This is a genomic window from uncultured Alsobacter sp., assembly GCF_945952055.1.
GTDB lineage: Bacteria > Pseudomonadota > Alphaproteobacteria > Rhizobiales > Beijerinckiaceae > Alsobacter.
The window spans coordinates 83,402-106,148 of record NZ_CAMFHB010000004.1 but is presented as its reverse complement, the minus strand read 5'-3'; the positions used below and the strand labels follow the sequence as shown (position 1 = coordinate 106,148).

The window sequence follows — 22,747 nt, the reverse complement described above, 5'->3', positions numbered from 1 at the left end:
TCAGTCGTCTCCGATGGCCAGCACGGCCGTTCCCGCCAGAAGGCGCTCGCCGTCGTCGCGGTCGAGCCACACCTCGCACGTCGCACGCCGCTCGCCCGCAGCGTCCTCGACACTGCGCACGATCCCGCCCGCCACGAGCCTGTCGCCCTCACGAACGGTGCCCAGGTGCCGCAGGGTGAGGCGCCGGATCGCGCCGACGCGCCCCAGCATCTCCATGAGGTGCCCCATGTTAATCGGCCCCGGATTCACCAGCCGGTCACCGAGACCCAGGCGCCGCGTCGCCGCGCGATCGAGGTGGATGGGGTTCGGGTCGCGCAGCAGGTCCGACATGACGCGCATTGGCGCGGCCTCGATGGACCCGACGGGGGAGGGGCCGAGCACGTCTCCGGGCTTCATCGGGCGGCCCTCGGCAGGATGATGGACTGGCGCAGCACGGCCACCGGCCCGCTCTCGTCGGCGATGTCGACCTGCAGCGTCACGACGTCGAAGGGGCCGGTGCGCCGTCCCTCCTTGCGCACGAAGCCGACGATCGTGGCGGTGACGGCGTAGGCCTGGCCTGTCGCGAGCGGTCGACGCAGGTCGAGGTCTGTCTCGCCCATCATGGGGCCGTCGTCGGCGCTCGCGCCGCACAGGGCGAAGAAGCCGTGCCAGTCGATCCCCATGCCCCGCATCGCGCCGATGAAGCCGAAGAGCGGATGGGCCTCGCCGGCCGGGCCGGCGGCGCTGCCGAGGATGCCGCGCAGCGCGGCGTCGTCCGTGGGCGCAATGACGAGCGTCCCGCCGGGGAGCCTGCGGCCGACGAGGCTTTCGGGGGAGGGCGGGCCGTTCATGCCGCCCCCGCCGCGTTGCGGCCCGCGACTCGGCCATAGACCAGCGCATTGGTGATCGACGCGCCGCCGCCCGCATAGCACGGCCCGAACATGCCGCCCGTCGTCTCGCCCGCCGCGAAGAGCCCGGGGATGGGGCGCCCGGCCCGGTCGAGCACGCGCGCCTGGGCGTCGATGCGCAGGCCCGTCCCGGTCCAGCAGATCACGGCCGGCCGCACGCGGGCCGCGTAGAAGGGCGGAGTGGCGATGGGCCTCAGCCACTGCGGGTCCTTGAAGAAGTCGCTGTCGTGGCCCGCGGCGCAGTTGCGGTTGTAGGCGGCGATCGTTTCAGCCATGGCCTCGGCGCGTACGCCGATGTCCTCGGCCAGGGCCTCGACCGTCGCGGCCGAGCGCACATGACCCGTGGCCGCGAAATGGGCGAGGCGTTCCGCCGACCAGTTCGGAGCGGGCTTGCCGGTCGCCGCCAGGCGAGACGCCTCGTCGAACACGGCGAAGCACTCGCCGGCCGTCTGTTCGCGGATGACTTCGGCATGCACGGAGTACTCGACCGTCTCGTCGATGAAGCGGCGGCCCTCGTGGTTCACGAAGGCCACCCATCCCGGCAGGTAGACCTCCAGCTCCTTGGCGAAGCCCGGCGTCAGCAGCAGGAGGCCGCGGTTGCGCGTGCTGAGCTCGCCGCCGGCCGTGAGCCCCATGGCGATCCCGTCGCCCTTGCATTGGCGTGAGCCGATGTACCAGGCGAGGTCGGGGTGGCGAAGCGCGTCGGGAAAGTGCTCGGCGAGCATGGTCGGGTTGGCGCCGAAGCCGCCGGTGGCCAGAACCACCGCACGGCAGGTGACATCCTCGCCCTCGACATTGATGCCGCACACGGCGCCCGTCTCGTCGCGCACGAGTGAGCGCACGCGGGTCGCCACCGCCGTCTCGACCGACTGTCCGACGAGCGAAGCTTCGAGCGCTGCGGCGATCTCGGCCCCGTGCCCCGCGGCGCGATGGCCGCGCCGGATGCCGTCGACACCCGAGACGTAGAGGTTGGCCTCGGGAAAGCTCACGCCGAGGGAGACCAGCCATTCGAAGACGGCGGCGGAGTCGTGGCACAGCCGCGAGACCAGCGCCGCCTCGAGCTTGTACTGGTTGACCGCCATGTAGTAGCGCGCCATCGCGGCCGGATCGTCCTCGACGCCGCAGGATCGCTGCAGGCTGGTGCCGGCGGCATAGACGACGCCGCCCGACAGCGCGGTGGAGCCGCCGAGCGTCTTGTCGGCCTCGACCAGCAGGACGCGGGCTCCGCACGAGGCCGCGGTGGAGGCCGCGGCCAGTCCTGCGCCGCCCGCGCCGATCACCACCACGTCGAACGCCGGGTCCATGGCCATGCGCTCCTCCCTTTGCGCGGGAGACTATCGTGGACCGGGCATGTTGTATATGCTGGATAGCGTCCGTGTATTTTTAAGAGACACCCACCGAGGACACGCCCATGGATTTCCGCCTCTCCGAGGACCAGGTCGCGTTGCAGCAGACCGCCCGGCGCTTCGCCCGGGAGCAGCTCCCGCCGCTGGCCGAGGAGCTGGAAAAGACCAACAAGCCTGTGCCGCATGCCTGGATCAAGCGCTATGCCGAGATGGGCTTCCTCGGCATCAACGTCGATCCGAAATACGGGGGGCTGGGCCTCGGCAATCTCGACGCGCTGCTCGTCGTCGAGGAGTTCGCCAAGATCTCCTCGGCGGTCGGCTTCCCGGTGTTCGAATCCTGCGTTGGTCCCTGCCGCGCCATCGAGCATTTCGGACAGGAGAGCCTCAAGCAGCGGGTGCTGCCGGCCGTCTGTTCCGGGGACAAGGTCGTGGCGATCGGCATGTCCGAGCCCGATGCCGGCAGCGCGCTCACCGACCTCAAGACCAGCGCGCGCATCGTCGGGGACAAGGTGATCCTGAACGGCAGCAAGCGCTGGTGCTCCGGCGGCGGCCATGCGGACGGCTACCTGATCTATTGCCGCATGAGCGACGACCCGGGCGCCAAGGGCATCGGCGCGGTCTACGTGGAGAAGGGCACGCCCGGCTTCACCTTCGGCCCGCAGGAGGAGCTCATGGGCTTCCGCGGCGTGCCGTCGAGCGACCTCTATTTCGACGACGTCGAACTGCCGCTCGACGCGGTCGTGGTGCCGGCTGGCGGCTTCCGCAAGCTCATGGAGGCCTTCGATCTCGAGCGCTGCGGCAACGCCACCATGTCGCTCGGCCAGGCCTCCGGCGCGCTCGAGGACGTGGTCGCCTACGTGCAGGAGCGCAAGCAGTTCGGCCGGCCGATCGTCGAGTTCCAGGGCGTGCAGATCAAGCTCGCGGAGATGCAGATCCGCGTCGAGGCCGCCCGCCTCCTCATCCACCGCGCCGCCCGCAACGCCGAGGACGGCCTGCCCAGCGTGCTCGACTCGTCCTGCGCCAAGTGCTTTGCCAACGAGATCGCCCGCGAGGTCGCCGGCATGGCCGTGCAACTCATGGGCGGCTACGGCTACTCCAAGGCCTACCCGATGGAGCGCCGCCTGCGCGACGCCTGGGGCTGGGGCATCGCCGGCGGCGCCATCGACATTCAGAAGGTCAACATCGCCTCCGCCATGGTCGGCCGCCGCTTCGACCAGCGCCGCGGGTGAGGGCTTTCCGAAAGGGCGCCCACCCCTCCGCCCGTCATGCCCGGGCTTGGCCCGGGCACCCACGACTATTGCTCTCAACCGCTCCAAAGTCGTGGATGGCCGGGCCAAGCCCGGCCAGGACGCGGAGAGGATGAAGCAAAGTACCGAATGAGCTAAGGAGCTCCCCATGGCCGACGGCTTCGAAGACGTCTGCACGCTCTACCAGATCCCCGACGGCGGGGTCCGCATGGTCGAGGCCGGCGGGCGCGACGTGCTCCTCTCGCGCTTCGGCACGAGCGTCTACGCGGTGGGCGGCAACTGCACCCATGCGATGGCGAGCCTCGACGACGCCCGCGTCGACGGCGACATCCTCACCTGCTCCCACCACGGCGCGCGCTTCGACCGCAAGACGGGGCGCTCGCTGTCGGGCGCGTGCCCGAACCTGCCCGTGTACCAGGTGCGCGTGGTCGGCACTCTCGTCGAGGTGAAGGTGAGGGGGTAGGGCCTCCGCCCTCACGCTCCATCTCTCGTTCGTCATGCCCGGGCTTGGCCCGGGCACCCACGACTTCGCAGCGGTTGAGAGCGTCAGTCGTGGATGGCCGGGCCAAGCCCGGCCAGGACGGTGGAGAGATGGTGGACAAGCGAGAAAGGCAGGCTGCCCCTCACCCCTCTCCGAGCGCCCACCGCAGCCCGCGGCGGAGCAGTTCCTGGAACACCGGCAGCGGCCACGCGCCGCGCTCGACGAACGGATAGCGGTCGGAGATCGGCCGCATGTCGTAGCGCCCGCGGGCATGGCCCAGCGTCAGGTAGAGCACGGCGCCCTGTCCGTGCGGCTTGAGGTACAGGATCGGCTGCTCGCCGTCCGCCCACTCGGCGCGCTCGAACATCTCGGTCTTGCCGGAAAAGCGGCTTGACAGGAGCACCTCGACGTCCGGGTCGACGTCCTGGAGGTAGTGCTCGTCCTCGACGAAGAAGGTGCCGATGCCGGCAACCAGCGGATGGGTCGAGGCGGTGTTGCGGACCTTGTAGCGGCCGATCGGCGGGTGGGCCATGAACTGGCTGCCGAGCATGGCGCGCAGCTCCGGGTGGATCGGCGGGCAGGCGATGGGCTTGCCCTCTTCCAGCACCAGCTGCGAGTTCGTGCCGTGCAGGGCGAGCCAGCGCCCGCCGCGGGCCAGGAAGGCGGCGAGCGCCGCGCGCTGCGTGTCGTCCGGGAGCACGCCGCAGGTGTAGGTGACGAGCGTGCGGGTGGCGGCGAGCGCGTCGAGGCAGTCGTAGTCCTCGAACACCCGGGTTCGCGCCGCCTCGATGCCGCCCAGGGCCTCCAGGAGGCGCAGGCGCGCATAGTCGACGTCGTGGTAGAGCCCGCCGGCGATCAGCACGACATCGGCGGGCGAGGAGGGCTCGAGCGGCAGCGTCATGGGGTCCCCGGGGCGGACGGGCGGCGGTAGACGAGGTCGACGCTGTCGAAGGCTAGCACCACCTCGCCGCTCGCCTTGCGCACCTCGTGGTGGAAGATCGCGACGCCCGTCTCCGGGCGCTTGGAGGAGGGGCGCGTCGACAGGAGCTCCGACGTGGCGTGGATGACGTCGCCGGCCCGCATCGCGCTCGCCCAGCGCACGTTCTCCCAGGCCACGCCGCAGACGAAGGCGATGGAGCCGTTCTCGGCGTGGTCCATGATGCGCCAGAGCGCGGCGGTGTAGATGCCGCTGGCGATCAGCCCTCCGAACAGGGAGCCCTTCGCGGCCTCCGGATCGGCATGGAAGAACTGCGGATCATAGCGCGTGGCGAAGGCGAGCATGTCCTCGCCGTCGACAACGCGGTCGGCCGAGCGCGTCGTCTCGCCGACCACGAGGTCCTCGAACCAGCGGTGCGGCACATGACGCTCGGGCATCTGGCGCGCGGGAGAGGGCTGCCCCGGCGCCTCACTCGCCGACATAGTCGCAGATCACCTTGTGGAAGTGGCGGATGCGCAGCTCCTGCTCGCTGAGCCACAGGCCCTTGAAGCCGACCGAGTGCATGCCCCGCTGCACGCCCGGCAGGTTGGCGGCGTCCTGGTTGATGACGCGGCCCAGCGTCTGCTCCCCGTGCTTGAAGCTCTGGTGCCGCGGCGCGCGCGGCTTCTCCTCGCCTGCCTTCAGCAGGCGGTAGTTCTGCAGGTCGAAGAACATCTTGTCCGGGTCGGTCGGGTGCGGGCGGTGCCGGAACAGCATCAGGTCGTCCGCATGGATGTTCAGCGTGACGTTGGGGAAGACCAGGTAGTTGTAGTCGTCCGTGAGCTGGTCGTCATTGAGGTCCGAATAGTCCAGCCCCTCGCGCGGCCCGTGCTCGCGCTTCCACTTTTGCACGGCCCTGCGCACCTCCGGCACCCGCCCGTCGAAGTCGGCCGGGTCCATGCCGGCCTCCGTCATGATCAGCTTGATCAGCGGCGGGATCTCGGTGGTCTCGTGCACCCGGTGGCTGATCGTCGCGAACGGCACGAGATAGCGCGAATGCCGCTCGTAGCAGTCGATCTGCACGTCGTAGTCGTCGAGGTAGTAGAGCAGCTCCGGATGGACGCCCTGGACGTGGTAGCTCTCGTTGAAGGCGTCGACCGAGGTCTTCCAGTTGCAGTCCCACTCGACGGTCCAGTCGCGCGTCTTGACCATGCGCTCGAAGTGGTAGGCGCCGAGGTGCTGCTCGAGCGGGTTCATGTAGTCCTTGAGCGGCCCCGCCTTGGGATCGAGGCTGAACCAGACGAAGCTGTTGGACGTGTCGCAGGGGATCTCCGGCAGGCCGCCGCACGGCACGCCCTGCGGGAAGGTCTCGACGTCGGGAATGCGCTCGAAGCCGCCGTCCAGCCGGTACTCCCAGTGGTGGTAGTCGCACTTGAAGCTCGTCGCCTTGCCCGTGCCCGGCGCCATGATCCGGTTACCCCGGTGCTGGCAAACATTGTAGAATGCGCGGATCGACATGTCCGGCTGGCGCACGATGAGGATCGACTCGCGGCCGATCTCCTGCACGGAGTAGTCGCCGGGCTCCGGAATGTCGTCCTCGCGGCAGCCGAGCAGCCACACCTTGGTCCACAGCCCGTCCCACTCGCGCTGCATCCACTCGGGCGAGATGTAGCGCTCCTTGGGAACGAGCGCGTGGCCGAGCTTGGGGTCGGGGGCGCGGTCGACCGGCGTGACGGTGAAGTCGGTCGGCTTGATGCGGTCGATACCCATGGCGATTCTCCAAACGATCCGTGGGGCGCGGGCGGTTCTAGAACTGCACCCGCTTCGAGTAGCCGCCGTCGACGAGCAGATGGCTCCCCGACACCCAGCTCGCCGCCGGGCTCGCCAGGAACACGGCCGGCCGGGCGATCTCGTCCACGACCGCCATGCGCCTGGCCGGCTGCTGGCGTATGACGCCCGAATAGAACTTCTTGTTCGCGACCTGCACCATTTCCCAGGCGCTGCCGTCGAAGAGCGTCGGCCCGGGCGACACGCAGTTCACGCGAATGCCGATTGTCATCAGCTCCTGCGACAGCTGCTTGGAATAGGTGACCAGCGCCGCCTTGATGGCGTTGTAGGCCATCGGCCCGGCGAAGGTCTCGGCCGCCGCCATCGTGCCGATGACGAGGATGGAGCCGGCCGACGATTGCTTCAGGAAGGGCAGGGTGACTTCCACCCCACGCACCGTCGACATCAGGTCGATCTCGAAGTTGCGGTACCAGTTGCGCTCGCTGTCCATGCCGCCGCCGGCGCTGATGTTGGCCATCAGGATGTCGAGCCCGCCGAGCTCCTCGCAGGCCGCCTGCAGCCAGGCCTTGTATGCAGCGCCGTCGCGGACGTTGAGCGTCGCGCCGGTGGCCTTCACGCCCCGCTCCGAAAGGGCGGCCACGGTGTCGCGCACGCCCTTCTCGCCGCGGGCGCAGATGCCCACCGAGCAGCCTTCATCCGCAAGGATTTCCGCGATCCTGCGCCCGATGCCGCGCGTGGCGCCGGTGACGACGGCCTTCCTGCCCGCGAGCCCTAGATCCATGGCGCTTCCACCGTTCTCCGCCGACCCCTTCGAAGCCGGTCCCCCGAGTATGTCGGCACTTGCATGTATACGCAAACGCGGATTGAGTATATACATGAGCAAGCCAGATCATAACCGGCAAGCTCCAGCCAGGGAGGAGCCTTTCGTGGCGGACACCGTTTCGCTCGACACCACGTCATCGGCAGCCGAGCGGGACGCCGGACCCGGCGAGAGCACGCAACGCCGGGCTCCCGCCGCGCTTGAAGGCATCCGCGTGCTCGACCTGAGCCGCGTCGTCGCCGGTCCCCTGGCCGGCCAGACCCTGGCCGATCTCGGGGCCGACGTGATCAAGGTCGAGCGCCGCGGCGGCGGCGACGACCTTCGCACACTGGGGCCGCCCTGGATCTCGTCCCAGACCACGCCGGGCGTCGACCAGTCGACCTATTTCCAGACCGTCAACCGCGGCAAGCGCTCTCTGACGCTGGACTTCGCCAACCCGAAGGGCGCCGAGGTGCTGCGCCGCCTCGCGGCGCAGGCCGACGTGTTCATCGAGAACTTCCGCACCGGCACGCTGGAGCGCTACGGCCTGGGCTACGAGCAGCTCGCGGCCCTCAACCCGCGGCTGATCTACTGCTCGGTCACCGGCTTCGGCCAGGACGGGCCCTATGCCGACCGCTCCGGCTACGACTACCTGGCGCAGGCCATGGGCGGGCAGATGGTCGTCACCGGGCATCCCGACGACGTGGAGGGCGGCGGGCCCATGCGGGTCGGCGTGCCCATCGCCGACATCACCGCCGGCAACAACGCCGTCATCGGCATCATGACCGCGCTCTATCACCGCGAGCGCACCGGCCGCGGCCAGCACGTCGACATCGCGCTCTACGATTCGCAGGTGGCGATCCTGCTCAACACGCTGGGCTCCTGGCTCAACGCCCGCGCGCCCCTGCCCAAGACCGGCAACGACCATCCCACCGCCGTGCCCAACGGCGTGTTCCCGGTGGCCGACGGCCACATGCTCATCGCCACCTTCAACGACCGCGAGTTCGCGCGCCTCGCCGAGGCGCTCGGCCACGCCGAATGGGGGCAGGACCCCCGCTTCGTGCGCTCGCGTGACCGGCTCGAGAACCGAAAGCTGCTGTGCACGCTCATGGCGGACGTGCTGCGCACCCGGCCGCGCGAGCACTGGATGGCCGTGCTCAACGGCGCCAAGGTGTCGTGCGGGCCCATCAACGACATGCCTGACATCGAGAAGGACCCCCAGCTCGCCGCCCGCAACATGTTCGTCACCCTGAGCCACCCGGTGCTCGGCGACGTGCGCGTGGTCGGCAGCCCGCTCAAGCTCTCCGACAGCCCGCCGCGCTACGAGCGCGCGCCGCCGCTGGCCGGCGAGCACAACGAGGAGATCCTGCGCGACCTGCTCGGCATGGGCGAGGACGACATCGCCGACCTCAAGCGCGGGGACATCCTGTGACGCCGACACCGCCGAAGCCCGAGCAGGAGTTCCTGGCGCATCTCGCCGCCGGGCGGTTCATGCTCCAGCGGGCGCAGGGCAGCGGCCGCTGCTTCTTTCCGCCGCGCATCGCCGAGCCCGGCACGGGCGACACCCGCGTGGGCTGGGTCGAGGCTTCCGGCCGGGGCACCGTCTACGCGACCACCGTGATCCGCGCCAAGCCGCCCGCGCCGTCCTACAACGTCTGCCTCGTCGACCTCGCGGAGGGGCCGCGCATGATGGCCCGCGTCGAGGGCATCGCGCCGGACGCCGTGACCATCGGCCTCGCCGTGGAGGCGAGGATCGTGCCCGGCGATCCCGACCCGGTCGTCGTCTTCGTGCCCGCCGCCGGGGGAGCATCGTCGTGAGCCTCGATCCGTTCCCCAGGGGCCGCGCGGCCATCGTCGGCGCGGCCACCTTCGGCCAGGGCGAGGCGCCGGGCTACGACGCCATCGACCTCGCGGCCCAGGCAGCGCTGCTGGCGCTCGACGACGCAGGCCTCAAGCTCTCCGACGTCGACGGGCTGTTCCTGTGCCTGCCGAACGACTTTCTCTCGGGGCTGGCTTTCGCCGAGTACCTGGGCATCCGCCCGAAGGTCACCGACAACAACCGCACCGGCGGCTCCGCCTTCCTCACCCACGCCATCTGGGCGGCGCTGGCACTGGATGCCGGGCTCTGCGACACGGTGGTCATCGCCTACGGCAGCAACCAGCGCAGCAATGCGGGCAAGCTCGTCTCGGCCCTCACGAGCTCGATCCACGAACGCGCGTACCGGCCGCTGAACCCCATCACGGGCTACGCGCTCGCCGCCTCCCGCCACATGCACCAGTTCGGCACCACGAAGGAGCATCTCGCCCACGTGGCCGTGGCGGCGCGGCAATGGGCGCAGCGCAACCCCGAAGCCTTCATGCGCGGCGACCTGACGCTCGAGGAGTGCCTCGCCGCCCGCCGTGTCGCCGATCCGCTGGGCGTGCGCGACTGCTGCCTCGTGACCGACGGCGCCGCCGCCATCGTCATGACCCGCGCCGACCGAGCCCGGCATCTCGCCCGGCCGCCGGTCTACCTGCTGGGCGGGGCGGAGGAGATCACCCACAAGGAGATCGCCGCCATGCCGGACCTCACGGTCACCGGCGCGGCGCGGTCCGGCGCCAGGGCCTATGCCCAGGCCGGCCTCGGCCCCAAGGACGTCGACGTGGTGGAGCTCTACGACGCCTTCACCATCAACACGATCCTCTTCCTCGAGGACCTCGGCTTCTGCGCCAAGGGGGAGGGCGGCCCCTTCGTCGCCAGCGGCGCCATCGCGCCGGGCGGCAGCCTGCCGGTGAACACCAACGGCGGCGGGCTCTCCTGCTGCCACCCGGGCATGTACGGCCTGTTCACCCTGGTCGAGGGCGTCCGGCAACTGCGCGGGGAGGGCGGCGCGCGCCAGGTGCCCGGGGCCTCCGTGGCGCTGTGCCACGGCAATGGCGGCGTGCTGTCGAGCCAGGTCACGAACATCCTGGGGACCGCCGCGACGCTGTGAACTTGCGGCGGGGCGTGTTTGACGATCCGATAGTTCCAACGTTAGGCTTTTAAGGTGCGGGGCGGCCATTCATGGCCGACGGCGCCGGAGCGGCCTGACGTGGACGATCTCATTATCGAACGGCGCGACAGCGTGCTCTGGCTGACGATCGATCGTCCGCAGCGCCGCAATGCCCTCACCGACGCACTCGTTGCGGCCATGGAGGCGGCGATCCTCTCGGCCGGCGAACAGGACGTCCGCGCGATCGTGCTCACCGGGACCGGGGACAGAGCGTTCTGCGCGGGGGCGGACCTCCAGGACAATTCGGGGCCGTTCGGGACGGATGCGGCGCCGGCCCGCTCGCCGTTGGCCCGACTCTTCGTCGCGGCCAGGGACTGTCCCGTGCCGCTCGTGGCGCGGGTCAACGGCGCGGCCGTTGCAGGCGGGATGGGGCTCCTCGCCATGTGCGACCTCGCGGTCGCCGCCGACCACGCCACATTCGGCCTGCCCGAGGTGAAGGTCGGTCTTTTCCCGTTCCAGGTCCTGTGCGTGCTGGATGGATTGGTCTCGCGTCGCACGCTCACCGAACTCGCGCTCACGGGAGAGCCCATCGACGCGCGCCAGGCGCAGGAGGTCGGCCTCGTCAACCGCGTCGTCGCGGCAGCGGATCTCGACGAGGCGCTGCGCACGCTCCTCGCGCGTCTCGTCGACAACAGCCCGACCGCCATTCGCAGGGGCAAGCGCGCGATGCGCCTCGTCGAGCGGCTCGCCTTCGCCGAGGCGCTCGGCGCCATGCAGGACGAGTTTGCGGCGCTGGCTGCGACCGACGATGCAATCGAGGGTCGTGCCGCGTTCCGCGACAAGCGGGCGCCGCGCTGGACGGGCCGTTGAGGGCGCCCCGCACGCTTCCGCCTTGACCGGAAGACGGCGGCTGATAAAGTTCTAAGAATAGAACTTTAAGGGCGGGGAAACCGCCCGGTCGCGATCGGAGCGGGTCCATGGCTCGCCGCCAACACGGGGAACGCCCAGCCATGCTCGACCAGACGCTCGCCCGCGGACTGCTCCTGTGCGCCATCGCGCTCGCTTTCGGCCTCGGATCGTTGAACTACGAGATCGGGCATCTCTATCGGGCAGGCCCCGGCCTGTTCCCGCTCGTGGTGGCCTCCGCGCTGCTCTGCATCGGCGTCCTGACCCTGATCCAGGCCTGGTTCGGAACGCGCGCGCCGGCCGACCTGCAGGTGCGCAACATCGGCCTCATCCTGCTGGCGCTCGTCGTCTTCGCGGTGCTGTCGCGTTTCGTGAACATGACCGTCGGCATCGTGGCCATGGTCTTCGTGGCCTCGCTCGCATCCCAGACCTTCTCGGTCAGGCGCACGGCCGCGGTGGCGGTGTCCCTGGTGGCGATCGCGTTCGCTTTCCAGGTCGGCCTCAAGCTGAACCTGCCGATGTACTGAACGCCATGGAGATCCTCCAGAACCTCGCGCTCGGCTTCAGTCACGCCCTGTCCTTCGAGAACCTGCTCTTCTGCGCGATCGGTTGCGTGGTCGGCACCGTCATCGGGCTCCTGCCCGGTCTCGGGCCCCTCGCCACCATCAGTCTCCTGCTGCCGCTCACCTATTCGATCCCCACGAGCGGGGCCCTGATCATGCTGGCGGGCATCTACTACGGCGCGCAGTACGGCGACAGCGTCAGCGCGATCACCATGAAGATCCCGCACGCCAGCAGCATCGTGACGTGCATCGACGGCTACCAGATGACGCTGAAGGGCAAGACGGGGCTCGCTCTGTTCACCGCCGGCGTCTCGAGCTTCATCGGCGGAACGGTGTCGATCGTCGTGCTGGCCTGGCTCGCGCCACAGCTCGGCCGGGTCGCCCTGTTGTTCGGCCCGGCCGACTACGTGGCGCTGATGCTCTTCGGCTTCGTCTGCGTGAGCGTCATCACGACCGGCAGTCTCCTGAACGGCCTGGCCATGTGCCTGATCGGCGTTCTTCTGGGCCAGGTGGGCACCGACGTGGAAACCGGCGTGCCGCGCTTCACCTTCGGCCTCCACTCGATCGCGGATGGCATCGGGCTCGTCAGCCTCGCACTCGGGTGCTTCGGCATCGCCGAGATCGCCAAGAACATCGATGCCCGGGAAACGCGGACGCCCTTTTCGGGACGGATCGACCTGATCCCCACCTGGCCGGAGTTCAAGCGCATCGTCCCCAGCGCATTGCGCGGCAGCGCCGTCGGTTCGTTCCTCGGCCTGCTCCCGGGCGGCGGGCCTGTCATCGCGCAGTTCGCCGCCTACGCCGTCGAGAAGAAGTTCAGTCGCTATCGCGACCAGATCGGCGACGGATCGATCGAGGGTGTGGCGGGTCCGTCCGGCGCAGACGAGGCTGCCGCGCGGACCAGCTTCATTCCTCTGATGAGCATCGGCATCCCCGAGAATGCCGTGATGGCGCTGATGATGTCCGCCTTCATCATCAAGGGCATCCAGCCAGGCCCCAACATGATCGCCAAGCACCCGGACCTGTTCTGGGGGCTGGTGGCGAGCATGTGGGTGGGCAACGTCTTCCTCTTGGTGCTGAACGTTCCCTTGGTCCGCTACTGGCTGTCGATCTTCAAGATCCCCTACGACGTCTTGTTTCCCTCCATCCTGTTCTTCTGCTGCATCGGCACGTTCAGCATCAATAACAACATCGACGACGTCTACGTGACCGCTGCCTTCGGGCTGATCGGCTACCTCTTCATCAAGATCAAGCTCGACGCCGCGCCGTTGATGCTGGGCTTCGTCCTGGGGCCCATGCTGGAGGAGAACTTTCGCCGCGCCATGCTGATCAGCCGTGGCAGCTTCGACGTTTTCGTCGAGCGCCCCATCAGCGCGACGCTCTTGTCGATCCTGGCGCTGTTCCTGGCCTGGCAGGTCGTCGGCGCGATGCTCAGGGCCCGACGCGGCCGGTCGGGCGAGCGGCCTGCCGACACGGTGGCACCGTGATGGCGCGATCGCGCCGGCGCCCCGGGACGCAATTCGCTTGACCGGCAGCCAATTCATGCAAAAGTTCCAAATATAGAATGATTAGGGAGGGTCGAATGAAACCTGTCTGGATCGCCCTGGTGGCACTCGCCGCCGGCTGCGCATCGATCGCCACCGTGGCGGCGCAGAGCTTTCCCGCCCACAAGGTCACCATCACGGCGCCGTTTCCGCCGGGCGGGCCGAGCGATGCGACGGCGCGCGTGATCCAGCCGGAACTCGAACGGATCTTCAAGCAGACGGTGATCGTCGAGAACGTCCCGGGCGCCAGCGGATCGGTTGGCGTCCAGAAGTTCCTGGACCAGCCGGCCGACGGTCATGCCCTGCTGCTCGGCACGGCCGACAACACCGTGCTCGCGCCCCTCTCGGTCGCCTCCGCCCGCTACGACGGCAGCAGCGTGCGCCTCGTGACGCTCCTGAACCGGTCCTACTTCATCCTCGCGACCCGGCCCGGACTGAAGGCCGGGAGTGTCGCGGACCTGGTCGCGCTGGCGAAGGCGCCCGGCTCGAAGGGGCTCACCTTCGCGAGCTGGGGTATCGGGTCGATGCCCCATCTCATCGGCGAGGACTTCCGGCTCCGGACCGGGGCCTCGATGCTGCACGTGCCCTACCGCGGGATGGCGCCCATGGTGGTCGACCTGATGGGCGAGACCGTGGACATCGCCTTCCTTCCGCTGGCCGGCAACGTCCCCGAACTCCTGGCCTCGAACCAGATCAAGGCCCTGGCCGTCACGTCCGCGCAGCGTCTCGACACCCTGAAGGCCGTGCCGACCCTCACCGAGACCGGAACGGCCGGCAACTTCGAATACTCGATCTGGCCCGGCGTGTTCGTCTCGCCGAAGACGCCGGATGCGGTCGCCGGGACGATCAACGCGGCGGTGGCCGAGGTGATGAAGGGTGCGGCCTTCCGCAAATTCGTCGTCGAGTCCGGATCCGTGATCGCGGAGCCGATGTCACTGGCCGAGGCTGCGACCTTCTACAAGGCCGAGATCGACAAGTTTCAGGGGATCGCCAAGCAGATCCAACTTCAAAAGCAGTGAGACGGCACGCCATGAAGATCGCCATCGTCGGAGCGACGGGAAAGTTCGGTTCGCGAATCGCGGCGGAAGCCGCCGCCCGCGGCCACGCGGTCGTCGCGATCTCGCGCCGCCCCGCCGCCCGTCAGCTGGGAAGCGACATCACGCCCTTCGCCGCCGACGTCACCGACACGCAGGCGCTCGCGCGGGCCTTCGCAGGCTGCGACGCCGTCGTCCACGCCTACCGGCCGGACATCACGTCCGACACCCGCTACGAGCAGCAGAAGACCGGAACGGGCTCGGTCCTGGCTGCCCTGAAGCTGGCGGGCGTGCCGCGGATCCTCGCCGTGGGTGGGGCCGGGTCGCTGATCCACGAGGGGGTCGTGTTCAAGCACCACCCGGCGTTTCCGAAGGACTGGGCCACCGGCGCCGTGGTGACCTATCTCGTCAAGGAAATGCTGGAGAGCGAGCCCGGCCTGCGATGGACCTTCCTGTGTCCGCCCAACATGGTGGCCCCCGGCGCGCGCACCGGCGTGTTCCGGCTGGGCCTCGACGACATGATCGTCGCCGCCGACGGGACCTCGACGATCTCGCTCGAGGACTATGCCGTGGCGATGGTCGACGAACTCGAAGTCCCGCGGCACGACAACCGGCGGTTCACGGTTGGCTACTAGCGGACCGACGCGTCTTCACGTGGGGAAACCGCTCCTCGGAGTCTGCGACAAGCATGTCGATCTCGGATTGGAAATCGAGAATGAATCTCTCGCCGACGTACTGGAATTCGCCGGCATAGACGACCTGTCCGCGCTTGTCGGTTATGCAACGGACGACATTGGCGAGCGGGGCACCGACAGCGCATTGCAGCAGCTTCGACATCTCGGCGTCGGCTGCAGAGATGGTCACGAGGGTGCGCATCTTCTGGATGTCGTCGCGGAAGTTCTTGATGAGGAGCCCGTTGATCTTCTGCGACCGCAGGCTCTTGCGGTCGAGCTGCCGATAGACGACCTCGGCGAGATAGATGCTCATCACACAGAAAGGCAGGCCGTCATGGGCGTGGATCTTGCGCAGGCACACATAGGGCCCAACGCCCGGCGCGCCTGCGGCCAGCAGACGCTCCGGCACCTCGCCGACGACGCTTTCGGACAGGATGGCGATCGCGAGTTCGGACTGGCGGGCCAGGGGATCGTTGATGGCCGAGCGCAGCGCATCGTTGGGCTTGGGGGGCAAGGCCTTCAGCAGGGTCCCGATTCCGCGCCCCGACGTCAGGAGGCCCTCCTCGACGAGGATCCGGATGGCCTGCCGGACCGTCACGATGGCGACGCCGTGTTCGGCCGCGAGCGCTGCCACGGACGGAAGCTGGTCTCCGACCTGCCACTGGCCGTGCGCGATCTGGTGACGCAGCGTCGCGGCGAGCTGTGCGTAGAGGGCGACGCCTTCGGCGCCCGACTTCCGTTCGCGAGGAGTTCTGATCCGTTTCACGCGGTGACCTCTGGACCTCCCGGAACCCGGGCGGCGATGCCGGATCCCGGCAGCGGCAATGCCGGACGCATCGCGTCACACATAGCACGAAGCTGAGCCGATTTCGATGGCGGACCAGAGAGATAACACTGTGCGTGCGGATCGGCGGCAAGCCGCGACGGCCGTTGGGCAGGCCTACGTGGCGCCGTTGCGGGGCGTCCGGGTCATCGACATGACGAGCGTGTTCATGGGGCCCCTCACGACCCAGCACCTCGCCGACCTCGGCGCCGACGTGATCAAGGTCGAGGCGCCTGCCGGCGATTCGACGCGCCGGATCGGTCCGGGAAGCGACCGGCTGCTCGGTGCTCCGTTCCTCGGGCTGAACCGGAACAAGCGCAGCGTCGTGCTCGACCTGAAGAGGGCACCAGCGCGCGACGCGCTCCTGGCGCTCGCCAAGACCGCCGACGTGCTCGTCTACAACGTCCGCCCGAAGGCGATGGAGCGCCTCGGCCTCGGCTACGAGACCCTGGCTGCCGCCAATCCCGGTCTCATCTACGCGGGCCTCACGGGGTTTTCGCAACGCGGGCGCAATGCGCCGCTGGCCGCCTTCGACGACCTGATCCAGGCGGCGACCGGACTGTCCGACCTCATCGGCAGGGCCAACCGTGGCGATCCGTCCTACCTGCCGATGACCGTCGCCGACAGGACCGTGGGCACCTTCGCCTTCGGCATCATCGCGGCGGCACTCTACGGACGGACCCGCGACGGCAAGGGGCACCGCGTCGAGATCCCGATGTACGAGACCATGCTGTCGCTGGTGCTGGGCGACCATCTCTATGGCGAGACCTTCATCCCCGCCCGCGGCACGATGACCTATCCGCGCCTGATGTCGTCCCAGCGCAAGCCCTACCGGACCGCCGACGGGTTCATCTGCTGCACGGTCTACACGGACGCCCACTGGCGCTCCTTCCTGTCCATCGTCGGCAAGCCGTCCCTGATGCTGGAGGACCCGCGTTTCGCGGACATGGCCTCCCGGACGCGCCACATCGATGCGCTCTACGCCATGGTGGCCGAGGAGTTCGCCTTGCGCCCCACGGCCGAGTGGGTGGCGAGGCTCGGCGAGGCGGACATTCCGAGCTTCGTGGTGCCGCGCCTCGAGGACCTCATCCACGACCCGCACCTCGGCGACATCGGCTTCTTCGAGGAGCACGACCATCCCCTCGTCGGGCGCATCCGGCAGATGAAGAACCCGGCCGAATGGGACGCGACGGGGATCCCGACGCGCAGCCTGGCGCCCGGTCTGGGCGAACATACGCGCGACGTGCTGAACGAAGCCGGCCTTTCGCCGGCGGCCATCGACGCGCTGCTGGCCTGCGGCGCCGCGGTGCAGCAGGGGTGATCCGGTCGGCCGAAGGGTCATCAGGGCAGCAAGGGACGGGACGCGACGGCATGACGAGCACGGAAACCGGCAGGCGCATCGTGCGCATCGGCGGCGGCAGCGCCTTCTGGGGCGACAGCGAGATCGGCCCGCACCAGCTCGTCCACAGCGGCGCCGTGGACTACGTCGTCTTCGACTACCTGGCCGAACTCACCATGTCGATCCTGGCGGCAGCGCGCCAGAAGGACCCGGCGCTCGGCTACGCCACCGACTTCGTCGAGCAGACCCTTCCCGCGATCCTGCCCGAAGCCCTGACGCGTGGCGTCCGCCTCGTCTGCAACGCGGGCGGCATCAATCCGCTGGGCTGTGCCGCGGCCGCGCGGGCCGTGTCCGAACGGCTGGGGCTCGCCCCGCGGATCGCGGTCGTCACCGGCGACGACGTGCTGCACCTCCAGGACCGCTTCGTGCCGCTCGACGACGCCTCCCCGCCGCGGGAGGCGCGCAAGCTCCTCACGGCCAGTGCCTATCTCGGAGCGGCGCCCATCCGCGCGGCCCTCGACCGCGGCGCCGACATCGTCATCACGGGGCGTTGCGTCGACAGCGCGCTGACCCTGGGCATCCTTCAGCACGCCTTCGGCTGGAGGGACGACGACTACGACCTCCTGGCGAGCGGCAGCCTCGCCGGTCACATCATCGAGTGCGGCCCCCAGGCGACGGGAGGCCTGCATACGGACTGGCGGGACGTGCCGGATTGGGCCCACATCGGTTATCCGATCGTCGCGTGCGAGGCCGACGGGACCGTGACCGTCACCAAGCCCGCCGGAACGGGCGGGCTCGTGACGCCAGGCGCCGTCGCCGAGCAGATCCTCTACGAGATCGGCGATCCGGGCTCCTATCGCCTGCCCGACGTCGCTTGCGACCTGCGCCACGTGACCCTCCGGCAGGTCGGTCCGGACCGCGTCCGCGTCACGGGCGCGCGGGGCAGGGCGCCCGGCGCACACTACAAGGTGTCCGCCACCTATGCCGACGGCTACAAATGCGTCGCCCAGCTGACCGTCATCGGCGACGAGGCGGTCGCCAAGGCCCGGCGCACCGGCGAAGCGCTTCTCGAGCGCATCAACGAGCGACTCGCGCTGCGCGCCTGGCCACCCATCGTCGAGGCCTGCACCGAGATCCTGGGCAGCGAGAGCAGCTTCGGGGCGCATTCCCGGGCCCAGGCGGCGCGCGAGGTCGTCATGCGGCTCTCGGTGCGCCACCCACGGCGGGAGGCCCTCGAGCTGTTCGCGCGGGAGATCGCCGCACCCGGCACCAGCTTCGCGCCGGGAACCACGGGGCTCGATCGGCGGCCGCGGCCTTCGTCCGTGATCAAGCTCGCCTCGTGGCTGATCGCCAAGGAGGCAGTGTCGGCCGTCGTGCACGACGATGGCGGGACGTTCGCCGTCGGGGCGGCATCCTCGCCCCCACTCGCCGGAAGCCCCGCCGAGCCGGCCGGCCCCACGGCCGATCCGGGGCCCGAGGCGGTCGAGGTTCCCCTGTTCCGCGTCGCCCTGGCGCGCAGCGGCGACAAGGGCGACATCTCCAACATCGGCGTGATTGCCCGCTGGCCCGGCGTGCTGCCCTACCTTCGCCATGCGCTCACGCCCGAGCGGGTGCGGGCCTTTCTCGGGCACGCCGTGAAGGGCAGGGTGACCCGGTTCGAGGTCCCCGGCCTCGACGCCCTCAACTTCGTCTGCGAGGAGGCGCTCGACGGCGGAGGCATGGCGTCCCTGCGCAACGACGCCCTCGGCAAGGCGATGGCACAGATCCTTCTGAGCATGCCCGTGAAGGTGCCGCCCGCATGGAGCGGCGAAGACCGGCGGCCCGGGTCAGCGTAGACCGGTCCCTCCGGCGGCCCTCAAGCGCGCCAGGGCAGTGCGACGGTCGGCGAGCCAGGCCGCCGTGCGCTCGTTGCGCGATCGGTCCAGCACGATGTCGCCGGCGAGCCGGGGCCGGCCTCGGGGTGAAGACGAAGACCCTGTCGGCCAGGGCCAGGACCTCCTCCTCGTCATGCGTGACCATGAGGGTGGTGCAGGGGCGGGCGTCCAGCGACACGAAGGGCTCGTCGAGCAGCAGCAGGTCCGGCTGGACCGCAAAGGCCCGCGCCAGCGCGGCGCGCCGGGCAAGCCCGAGCGACAGTTCGCCGGGGTGCCTGTCGCGGTGATCGGCCAAACCCAGGGCGTCGAAAATGGGCGTGAGGTCGCGGCCGGACAAGGCACCGGGCAAGGCGAGGCGCACGTTCTCCTCGACCGTGCGCCACGGGAGCAAACGCGGCTCCTGGAAGACGATACCGAGGCGGCCACCACCGGGGCGATGCACCTGCCCGTCGAACTCCGTGTCGAGCCCTGCCACGATCCGCAGCACCGTGCTCTTCCCGCAGCCCGACTCGCCGAGGATGGCCCCAAAGGTCCCCGCCTCGAGGCTGAGACGCAGGTTCTCGACCGCGAGCAGCGGCGCCGAGACGCCGCGACAGACCTTGCTGCGGATGTCCACCACGAGCGATCCGCCCGCGGCGGGGACGGTTCGGTCGGTCATCGGGCTGGACGGCTGGGAAAACAAGCTGCACCTCGGGCGAGACCTGCCCTTTACGGCATCGGAGCGCGCACGTCGAACCCCTGATGATGGGCACCCTGGGATCGCCGCAACCAGTGACCCTCCGGCTCTTTCTTCAACCGCCCCCAAGCCCCTCATCCTGAGCCGCGGCCCGGAGGGCCGCGAGTCGAAGGACGCACAAAGGTGCCGCTGCACCACCCTGCGTCCTTCGACTCGGCCGCGTTGCGGCCGGCTCAGGATGAGGCAGACGGGGGCCGGGGTGGACTAGCGATCTCTCTGAAGGAGGGCGGTGGATCTCAAGCCCGGGGTGAATTGCACCGTCGGCAGCATCGATCGCATCACCCCGCGCGCAAGCGCTCGATCTCCCGCCGGCGCTCCGCCACCCATCCGGCGTCGCGTGCCCCGCGCGGCCGGTCGAGCGTGACCTCGCCCAGGAGGCGGGCCGGGCGCGGCGACAGCACGAACACGGTGTCGGCCAAGGCGAGGGCTTCCTCCTCGTCATGCGTCACCATCAGCGTGGTCGCCCGGCTGCGCGCCACGAGGTCGGCGAGTTCTCCCCGCAGGCGCCCGGCGGTGGCGGGGTCCAGCGACACGAAGGGTTCGTCGAGGAGCAGGAGATCGGGTTCCACCGCGAAGGCGCGGGCGAGCGCGGCGCGGCGCGCCAGGCCTAGGGAGAGTTCGCCCGGGTGCCGGTCGCGATGCTCGGCGAGCCCCAGGGATGCGAAGAGGGGCGCGAGGTCCCGGCCCTCCAGCGGCTGCGGCAAGGCCAGGCGGACGTTCTGCTCCACAGTGCGCCACGGCAGGAGGCGCGGCTCCTGGAACACGATACCCAGGCGCCCCTCGCCGGGCCGGCGCACCTCGCCCTCGTAGTCGGGATCCAGCCCCGCCAGGATGCGCAGGGCGGTGCTCTTGCCGCAGCCCGATTCGCCCAGGACGGCGCCGAACCGGCCGGCCTCCAGGCACAGCTTCAGGTCGCGCACCGCCAGCAGCGGCGACGAGACGCCGCGGTACTCCTTGCGCCGGATGTCGAGCTCAAGCATGGCGCTGCCGCCAGCGTCCGGCGCGCCGCTCGACGGGCTGGAGAACCAGCGTCTCGACCAGCAGCATGATGACGACGAAGGCGAGCGCGTAGGCCAGGATCATGCGCACGTCGAAGAGCTGGAAATAGGTCCCGATCTCGAACCCCACGCCGTTCGAGCGGCCCAGCAGTTCGACCACGAGCACGATCTTCCACACGAGCGACAGGCCCGACCGGGCCGCGGCGGCGAGATAGGGGCCGAGCTGCGGCAGCACCACGTGGCGCAGGCGCTTCCAGGTGCCGAAGCGGTAGGCCCGCGCCACCTCGTCGAGCCCCGGATCGAGCGCGCGGGCGCCCTCGCGCACCACCACCACCGTGTTGGGGATCTTGTTCAGCGCCACCGCGCCGACGGCCGCCGCCTCGGTGAGGCCGAACCACACATAGGCCAGCACGATGACGACGAGGGCGGGCAGGTTGAGCAGCAGCACCAGCCACGGGTCGGCCACGCGGTCGAAGCGGTCCGAGCGGCCCATGGCGTAGCCCAGCGACGTGCCGAACGCCATCGCCAGCGCGAAGGCGGCCGCGACGCGGGCGAGCGTGGCGGAAAGATGCATCGCCATCTCGCCATGCACCAGCGCCTCGCCGATGCCGGCGGCCACGGCGGCGGGCCCCGGCAGCAGCCGCGAGCCGGCGAACCAGGCCGCCGCCTGCCAGCCGGCGATCAGCACCACGAGGGAGCCGAGCCGGGGCAGCAGCACGGCCGAGGCGCCGCGGCGGGGAGTGGGGGGCATCGCGGGGCGGGGTCTCAGGCGGGCTTCACCAGCCGGCAATAGGTGCCGGCGGCGAGTTCGCGCGCGGGGCCCACGAGCTCGGTTCCGCCGAGCTCGGCCATCACCGCGTAGAGCATGCGCGCATCGGCCTCCTCGGCGTCGACGTCGCGTCGCGGGATGCCCTCCCGGTAGCGGTTGCGGTAGGCCGCGAGCGTCGCGTCGTCCGGCGCCGCGGTGAGGGGCCGGATGCGGGTCCACTCGGCATCGGAGGTCTCGAGCAGCGCCTTCGCCTCCCGGCTCGCCGCCAGGAAGCGGGCGAGCGTATCGGTATGGTCGCGGGCCCAGGCCTCGTCGAACACGTAGCCGAGCATGGAGACCGTGCCCTTGGCACCCAGGCCGCGCATCGCGTCTTCCACCGACACCAGCCGCCGATGGCCCAGTGTCTCCAGGCGGGCTGCGAAGTTCCAGTAATTGAGGGAGGCCTCGTGCTCCTTCTGCAGCAGCTTCTCGAACAGGAGCGGCGGGGCACCGAAGGACACCTCGGCCTCCTTGCGCAGGTCGACGCCTTCCTTGCGGGCTGCTGCCCGCACGATGAGCCAGCTCTTGTCGAGCGCGCCCCCGGCGACGGAGAGCTTTCGGCCGCGCAGGTCGCCATAGCCCTTGATGGGGCTCTCGGCCCCCACCATCAGCGCGCCGACGCTCGCCGAATACGGCACGAACTGCAGCGGGGTGCCCAGCGCCCGCTCGCGCGACACCCAGAGCCAGTCGGACACCATCACGTCGGCCGCCCCGCCGCGCAGGGCGATCTTGCCGGCCTCGGGCGTGGCGAGCTCCGTGACGGCGATCGACACGCCATGCTTGGCATCGAGCCCGTGGGCCCGGATCACATCGAGTTCCCACGCCACCGTCCCGGTCTTCTGGACCGCCAGGCGAAGGGTGGCGGCCGCCCGTGCCGGGACCGAGCGCAGCCCAATGGCCGGCGTGGAAAGGCCGGCCAGGGCCTTCAGCCCGCCGCGCAGCGCCGCTCGCCGTGTCAAACGCGTCATGGTGGGTGGCCCTGTCCGACGTCCCGTCTCAACCGCAGGCCTTT

The 22,747-nt window shown here is 69.9% G+C and carries 23 protein-coding genes and 1 pseudogene; 12 read left to right on the top strand and 12 right to left on the bottom strand.

All coding sequences use genetic code 11. The features are described 5' to 3' along the window. From Q0Q47_RS04610 to Q0Q47_RS04600, 3 genes are read right to left on the bottom strand one after another with little or no spacing between them, the layout of a single operon-like run. On the bottom strand, window positions 1-396 hold the full coding sequence (locus tag Q0Q47_RS04610) for a MaoC family dehydratase (RefSeq protein ID WP_293855059.1): 396 nt from the start codon (window positions 394-396) through the stop codon (window positions 1-3). Then, the gene (locus Q0Q47_RS04605; protein ID WP_293855056.1) at window positions 393-830 is read right to left on the bottom strand and encodes a hypothetical protein; all 438 of its coding nucleotides are present in this window, start codon (window positions 828-830) and stop codon (window positions 393-395) included. The genes Q0Q47_RS04610 and Q0Q47_RS04605 overlap by 4 nt, the downstream gene beginning before the upstream one ends. Then, window positions 827-2,197 (bottom strand): FAD-dependent oxidoreductase, encoded by a 1,371-nt coding sequence (locus tag Q0Q47_RS04600; RefSeq protein WP_293855053.1) that lies wholly within the window; start codon window positions 2,195-2,197, stop codon window positions 827-829. The genes Q0Q47_RS04605 and Q0Q47_RS04600 overlap by 4 nt, the downstream gene beginning before the upstream one ends. Window positions 2,198-2,298: 101 nt before the next feature. Between Q0Q47_RS04600 and Q0Q47_RS04595 the strand changes: the two genes are divergently transcribed. Beyond that, the gene (locus Q0Q47_RS04595) at window positions 2,299-3,462 is read left to right on the top strand and encodes an acyl-CoA dehydrogenase family protein (protein WP_293855050.1); all 1,164 of its coding nucleotides are present in this window, start codon (window positions 2,299-2,301) and stop codon (window positions 3,460-3,462) included. A 166-nt stretch (window positions 3,463-3,628) separates the two neighbouring features. After that, on the top strand, window positions 3,629-3,943 hold the full coding sequence (locus Q0Q47_RS04590; protein WP_293855047.1) for a Rieske 2Fe-2S domain-containing protein: 315 nt from the start codon (window positions 3,629-3,631) through the stop codon (window positions 3,941-3,943). Between the two features lie 160 nt (window positions 3,944-4,103). Here the strand turns inward: Q0Q47_RS04590 and Q0Q47_RS04585 are convergent, their stop codons facing one another. The 4 genes from Q0Q47_RS04585 to Q0Q47_RS04570 are packed head-to-tail and all read right to left on the bottom strand — an operon-like array spanning window position 4,104 to window position 7,446. Further along, the gene (locus Q0Q47_RS04585) at window positions 4,104-4,862 is read right to left on the bottom strand and encodes a ThuA domain-containing protein (RefSeq protein ID WP_293855044.1); all 759 of its coding nucleotides are present in this window, start codon (window positions 4,860-4,862) and stop codon (window positions 4,104-4,106) included. Next, window positions 4,859-5,335, bottom strand: coding sequence for a MaoC/PaaZ C-terminal domain-containing protein (locus Q0Q47_RS04580; RefSeq protein ID WP_293855041.1), 477 nt, complete (start codon window positions 5,333-5,335; stop codon window positions 4,859-4,861). Before Q0Q47_RS04580 ends, Q0Q47_RS04585 begins: the two co-directional genes overlap by 4 nt. A gap of 31 nt (window positions 5,336-5,366) precedes the next feature. Beyond that, entirely contained in the window at window positions 5,367-6,647 is a 1,281-nt protein-coding gene (locus tag Q0Q47_RS04575) for an aromatic ring-hydroxylating dioxygenase subunit alpha (RefSeq protein WP_293855038.1), read from the bottom strand. 37 nt (window positions 6,648-6,684) lie between these two features. Next, window positions 6,685-7,446, bottom strand: coding sequence for an SDR family oxidoreductase (locus Q0Q47_RS04570; protein ID WP_293855035.1), 762 nt, complete (start codon window positions 7,444-7,446; stop codon window positions 6,685-6,687). Window positions 7,447-7,591: 145 nt separating this feature from the next. Here Q0Q47_RS04570 and Q0Q47_RS04565 point away from each other — a divergent pair, with 145 nt between their 5' ends. The 8 genes from Q0Q47_RS04565 (at window position 7,592) to Q0Q47_RS04530 (ending at window position 15,118) form a co-directional block, all read left to right on the top strand. Further along, entirely contained in the window at window positions 7,592-8,896 is a 1,305-nt protein-coding gene (locus Q0Q47_RS04565; protein WP_293855032.1) for a CaiB/BaiF CoA-transferase family protein, read from the top strand. Then, complete coding sequence (locus Q0Q47_RS04560; protein ID WP_293855029.1) at window positions 8,893-9,282, top strand: OB-fold domain-containing protein; 390 nt, start codon at window positions 8,893-8,895, stop codon at window positions 9,280-9,282. Before Q0Q47_RS04565 ends, Q0Q47_RS04560 begins: the two co-directional genes overlap by 4 nt. Next, on the top strand, window positions 9,279-10,436 hold the full coding sequence (locus tag Q0Q47_RS04555) for a thiolase (RefSeq protein ID WP_293855026.1): 1,158 nt from the start codon (window positions 9,279-9,281) through the stop codon (window positions 10,434-10,436). The genes Q0Q47_RS04560 and Q0Q47_RS04555 overlap by 4 nt, the downstream gene beginning before the upstream one ends. A gap of 99 nt (window positions 10,437-10,535) precedes the next feature. Further along, a complete protein-coding gene (locus Q0Q47_RS04550; RefSeq protein WP_293855023.1) occupies window positions 10,536-11,306 on the top strand; it encodes an enoyl-CoA hydratase-related protein in 771 nt (256 codons plus the stop codon). A gap of 107 nt (window positions 11,307-11,413) precedes the next feature. Beyond that, the gene (locus Q0Q47_RS04545) at window positions 11,414-11,869 is read left to right on the top strand and encodes a tripartite tricarboxylate transporter TctB family protein (protein ID WP_293855020.1); all 456 of its coding nucleotides are present in this window, start codon (window positions 11,414-11,416) and stop codon (window positions 11,867-11,869) included. Window positions 11,870-11,874: 5 nt separating this feature from the next. After that, window positions 11,875-13,392, top strand: coding sequence for a tripartite tricarboxylate transporter permease (locus tag Q0Q47_RS04540; protein ID WP_293855017.1), 1,518 nt, complete (start codon window positions 11,875-11,877; stop codon window positions 13,390-13,392). A gap of 95 nt (window positions 13,393-13,487) precedes the next feature. Further along, window positions 13,488-14,468 carry a tripartite tricarboxylate transporter substrate binding protein gene (locus tag Q0Q47_RS04535; protein WP_293855014.1) on the top strand — a complete coding sequence of 327 codons (981 nt, stop codon included), beginning with the start codon at window positions 13,488-13,490 and terminating at the stop codon, window positions 14,466-14,468. A gap of 11 nt (window positions 14,469-14,479) precedes the next feature. Beyond that, entirely contained in the window at window positions 14,480-15,118 is a 639-nt protein-coding gene (locus Q0Q47_RS04530; RefSeq protein WP_293855011.1) for an NAD(P)-dependent oxidoreductase, read from the top strand. Here the strand turns inward: Q0Q47_RS04530 and Q0Q47_RS04525 are convergent. After that, complete coding sequence (locus Q0Q47_RS04525; protein WP_293855008.1) at window positions 15,102-15,923, bottom strand: GntR family transcriptional regulator; 822 nt, start codon at window positions 15,921-15,923, stop codon at window positions 15,102-15,104. The two genes, Q0Q47_RS04530 and Q0Q47_RS04525, sit on opposite strands and share 17 nt — an antisense overlap. Before the next feature lie 130 nt (window positions 15,924-16,053). Between Q0Q47_RS04525 and Q0Q47_RS04520 the strand changes: the two genes are divergently transcribed. Both Q0Q47_RS04520 and Q0Q47_RS04515 read left to right on the top strand, forming a co-directional pair. Then, the gene (locus Q0Q47_RS04520) at window positions 16,054-17,301 is read left to right on the top strand and encodes a CaiB/BaiF CoA transferase family protein (protein ID WP_367278207.1); all 1,248 of its coding nucleotides are present in this window, start codon (window positions 16,054-16,056) and stop codon (window positions 17,299-17,301) included. Window positions 17,302-17,351: 50 nt separating this feature from the next. Continuing rightward, complete coding sequence (locus tag Q0Q47_RS04515; protein WP_293855002.1) at window positions 17,352-19,154, top strand: acyclic terpene utilization AtuA family protein; 1,803 nt, start codon at window positions 17,352-17,354, stop codon at window positions 19,152-19,154. Window positions 19,155-19,431: 277 nt separating this feature from the next. On the opposite strand, the pseudogene Q0Q47_RS04510 reads toward Q0Q47_RS04515, so the two are convergent. The 4 genes and pseudogenes from Q0Q47_RS04510 to Q0Q47_RS04495 all read right to left on the bottom strand — a co-directional run. After that, window positions 19,432-19,851: pseudogene (locus Q0Q47_RS04510) on the bottom strand (ATP-binding cassette domain-containing protein); the annotation flags it as partial. A 356-nt stretch (window positions 19,852-20,207) separates the two neighbouring features. Then, window positions 20,208-20,909, bottom strand: a complete 702-nt coding sequence (locus Q0Q47_RS04505) for an ABC transporter ATP-binding protein (protein ID WP_293854999.1) — start codon at window positions 20,907-20,909, stop codon at window positions 20,208-20,210. After that, entirely contained in the window at window positions 20,902-21,639 is a 738-nt protein-coding gene (locus Q0Q47_RS04500) for an ABC transporter permease (RefSeq protein ID WP_293855391.1), read from the bottom strand. Before Q0Q47_RS04500 ends, Q0Q47_RS04505 begins: the two co-directional genes overlap by 8 nt. A 53-nt stretch (window positions 21,640-21,692) precedes the next feature. After that, window positions 21,693-22,703, bottom strand: a complete 1,011-nt coding sequence (locus Q0Q47_RS04495; protein WP_293854996.1) for an ABC transporter substrate-binding protein — start codon at window positions 22,701-22,703, stop codon at window positions 21,693-21,695. Window positions 22,704-22,747 lie beyond the last annotated feature (44 nt).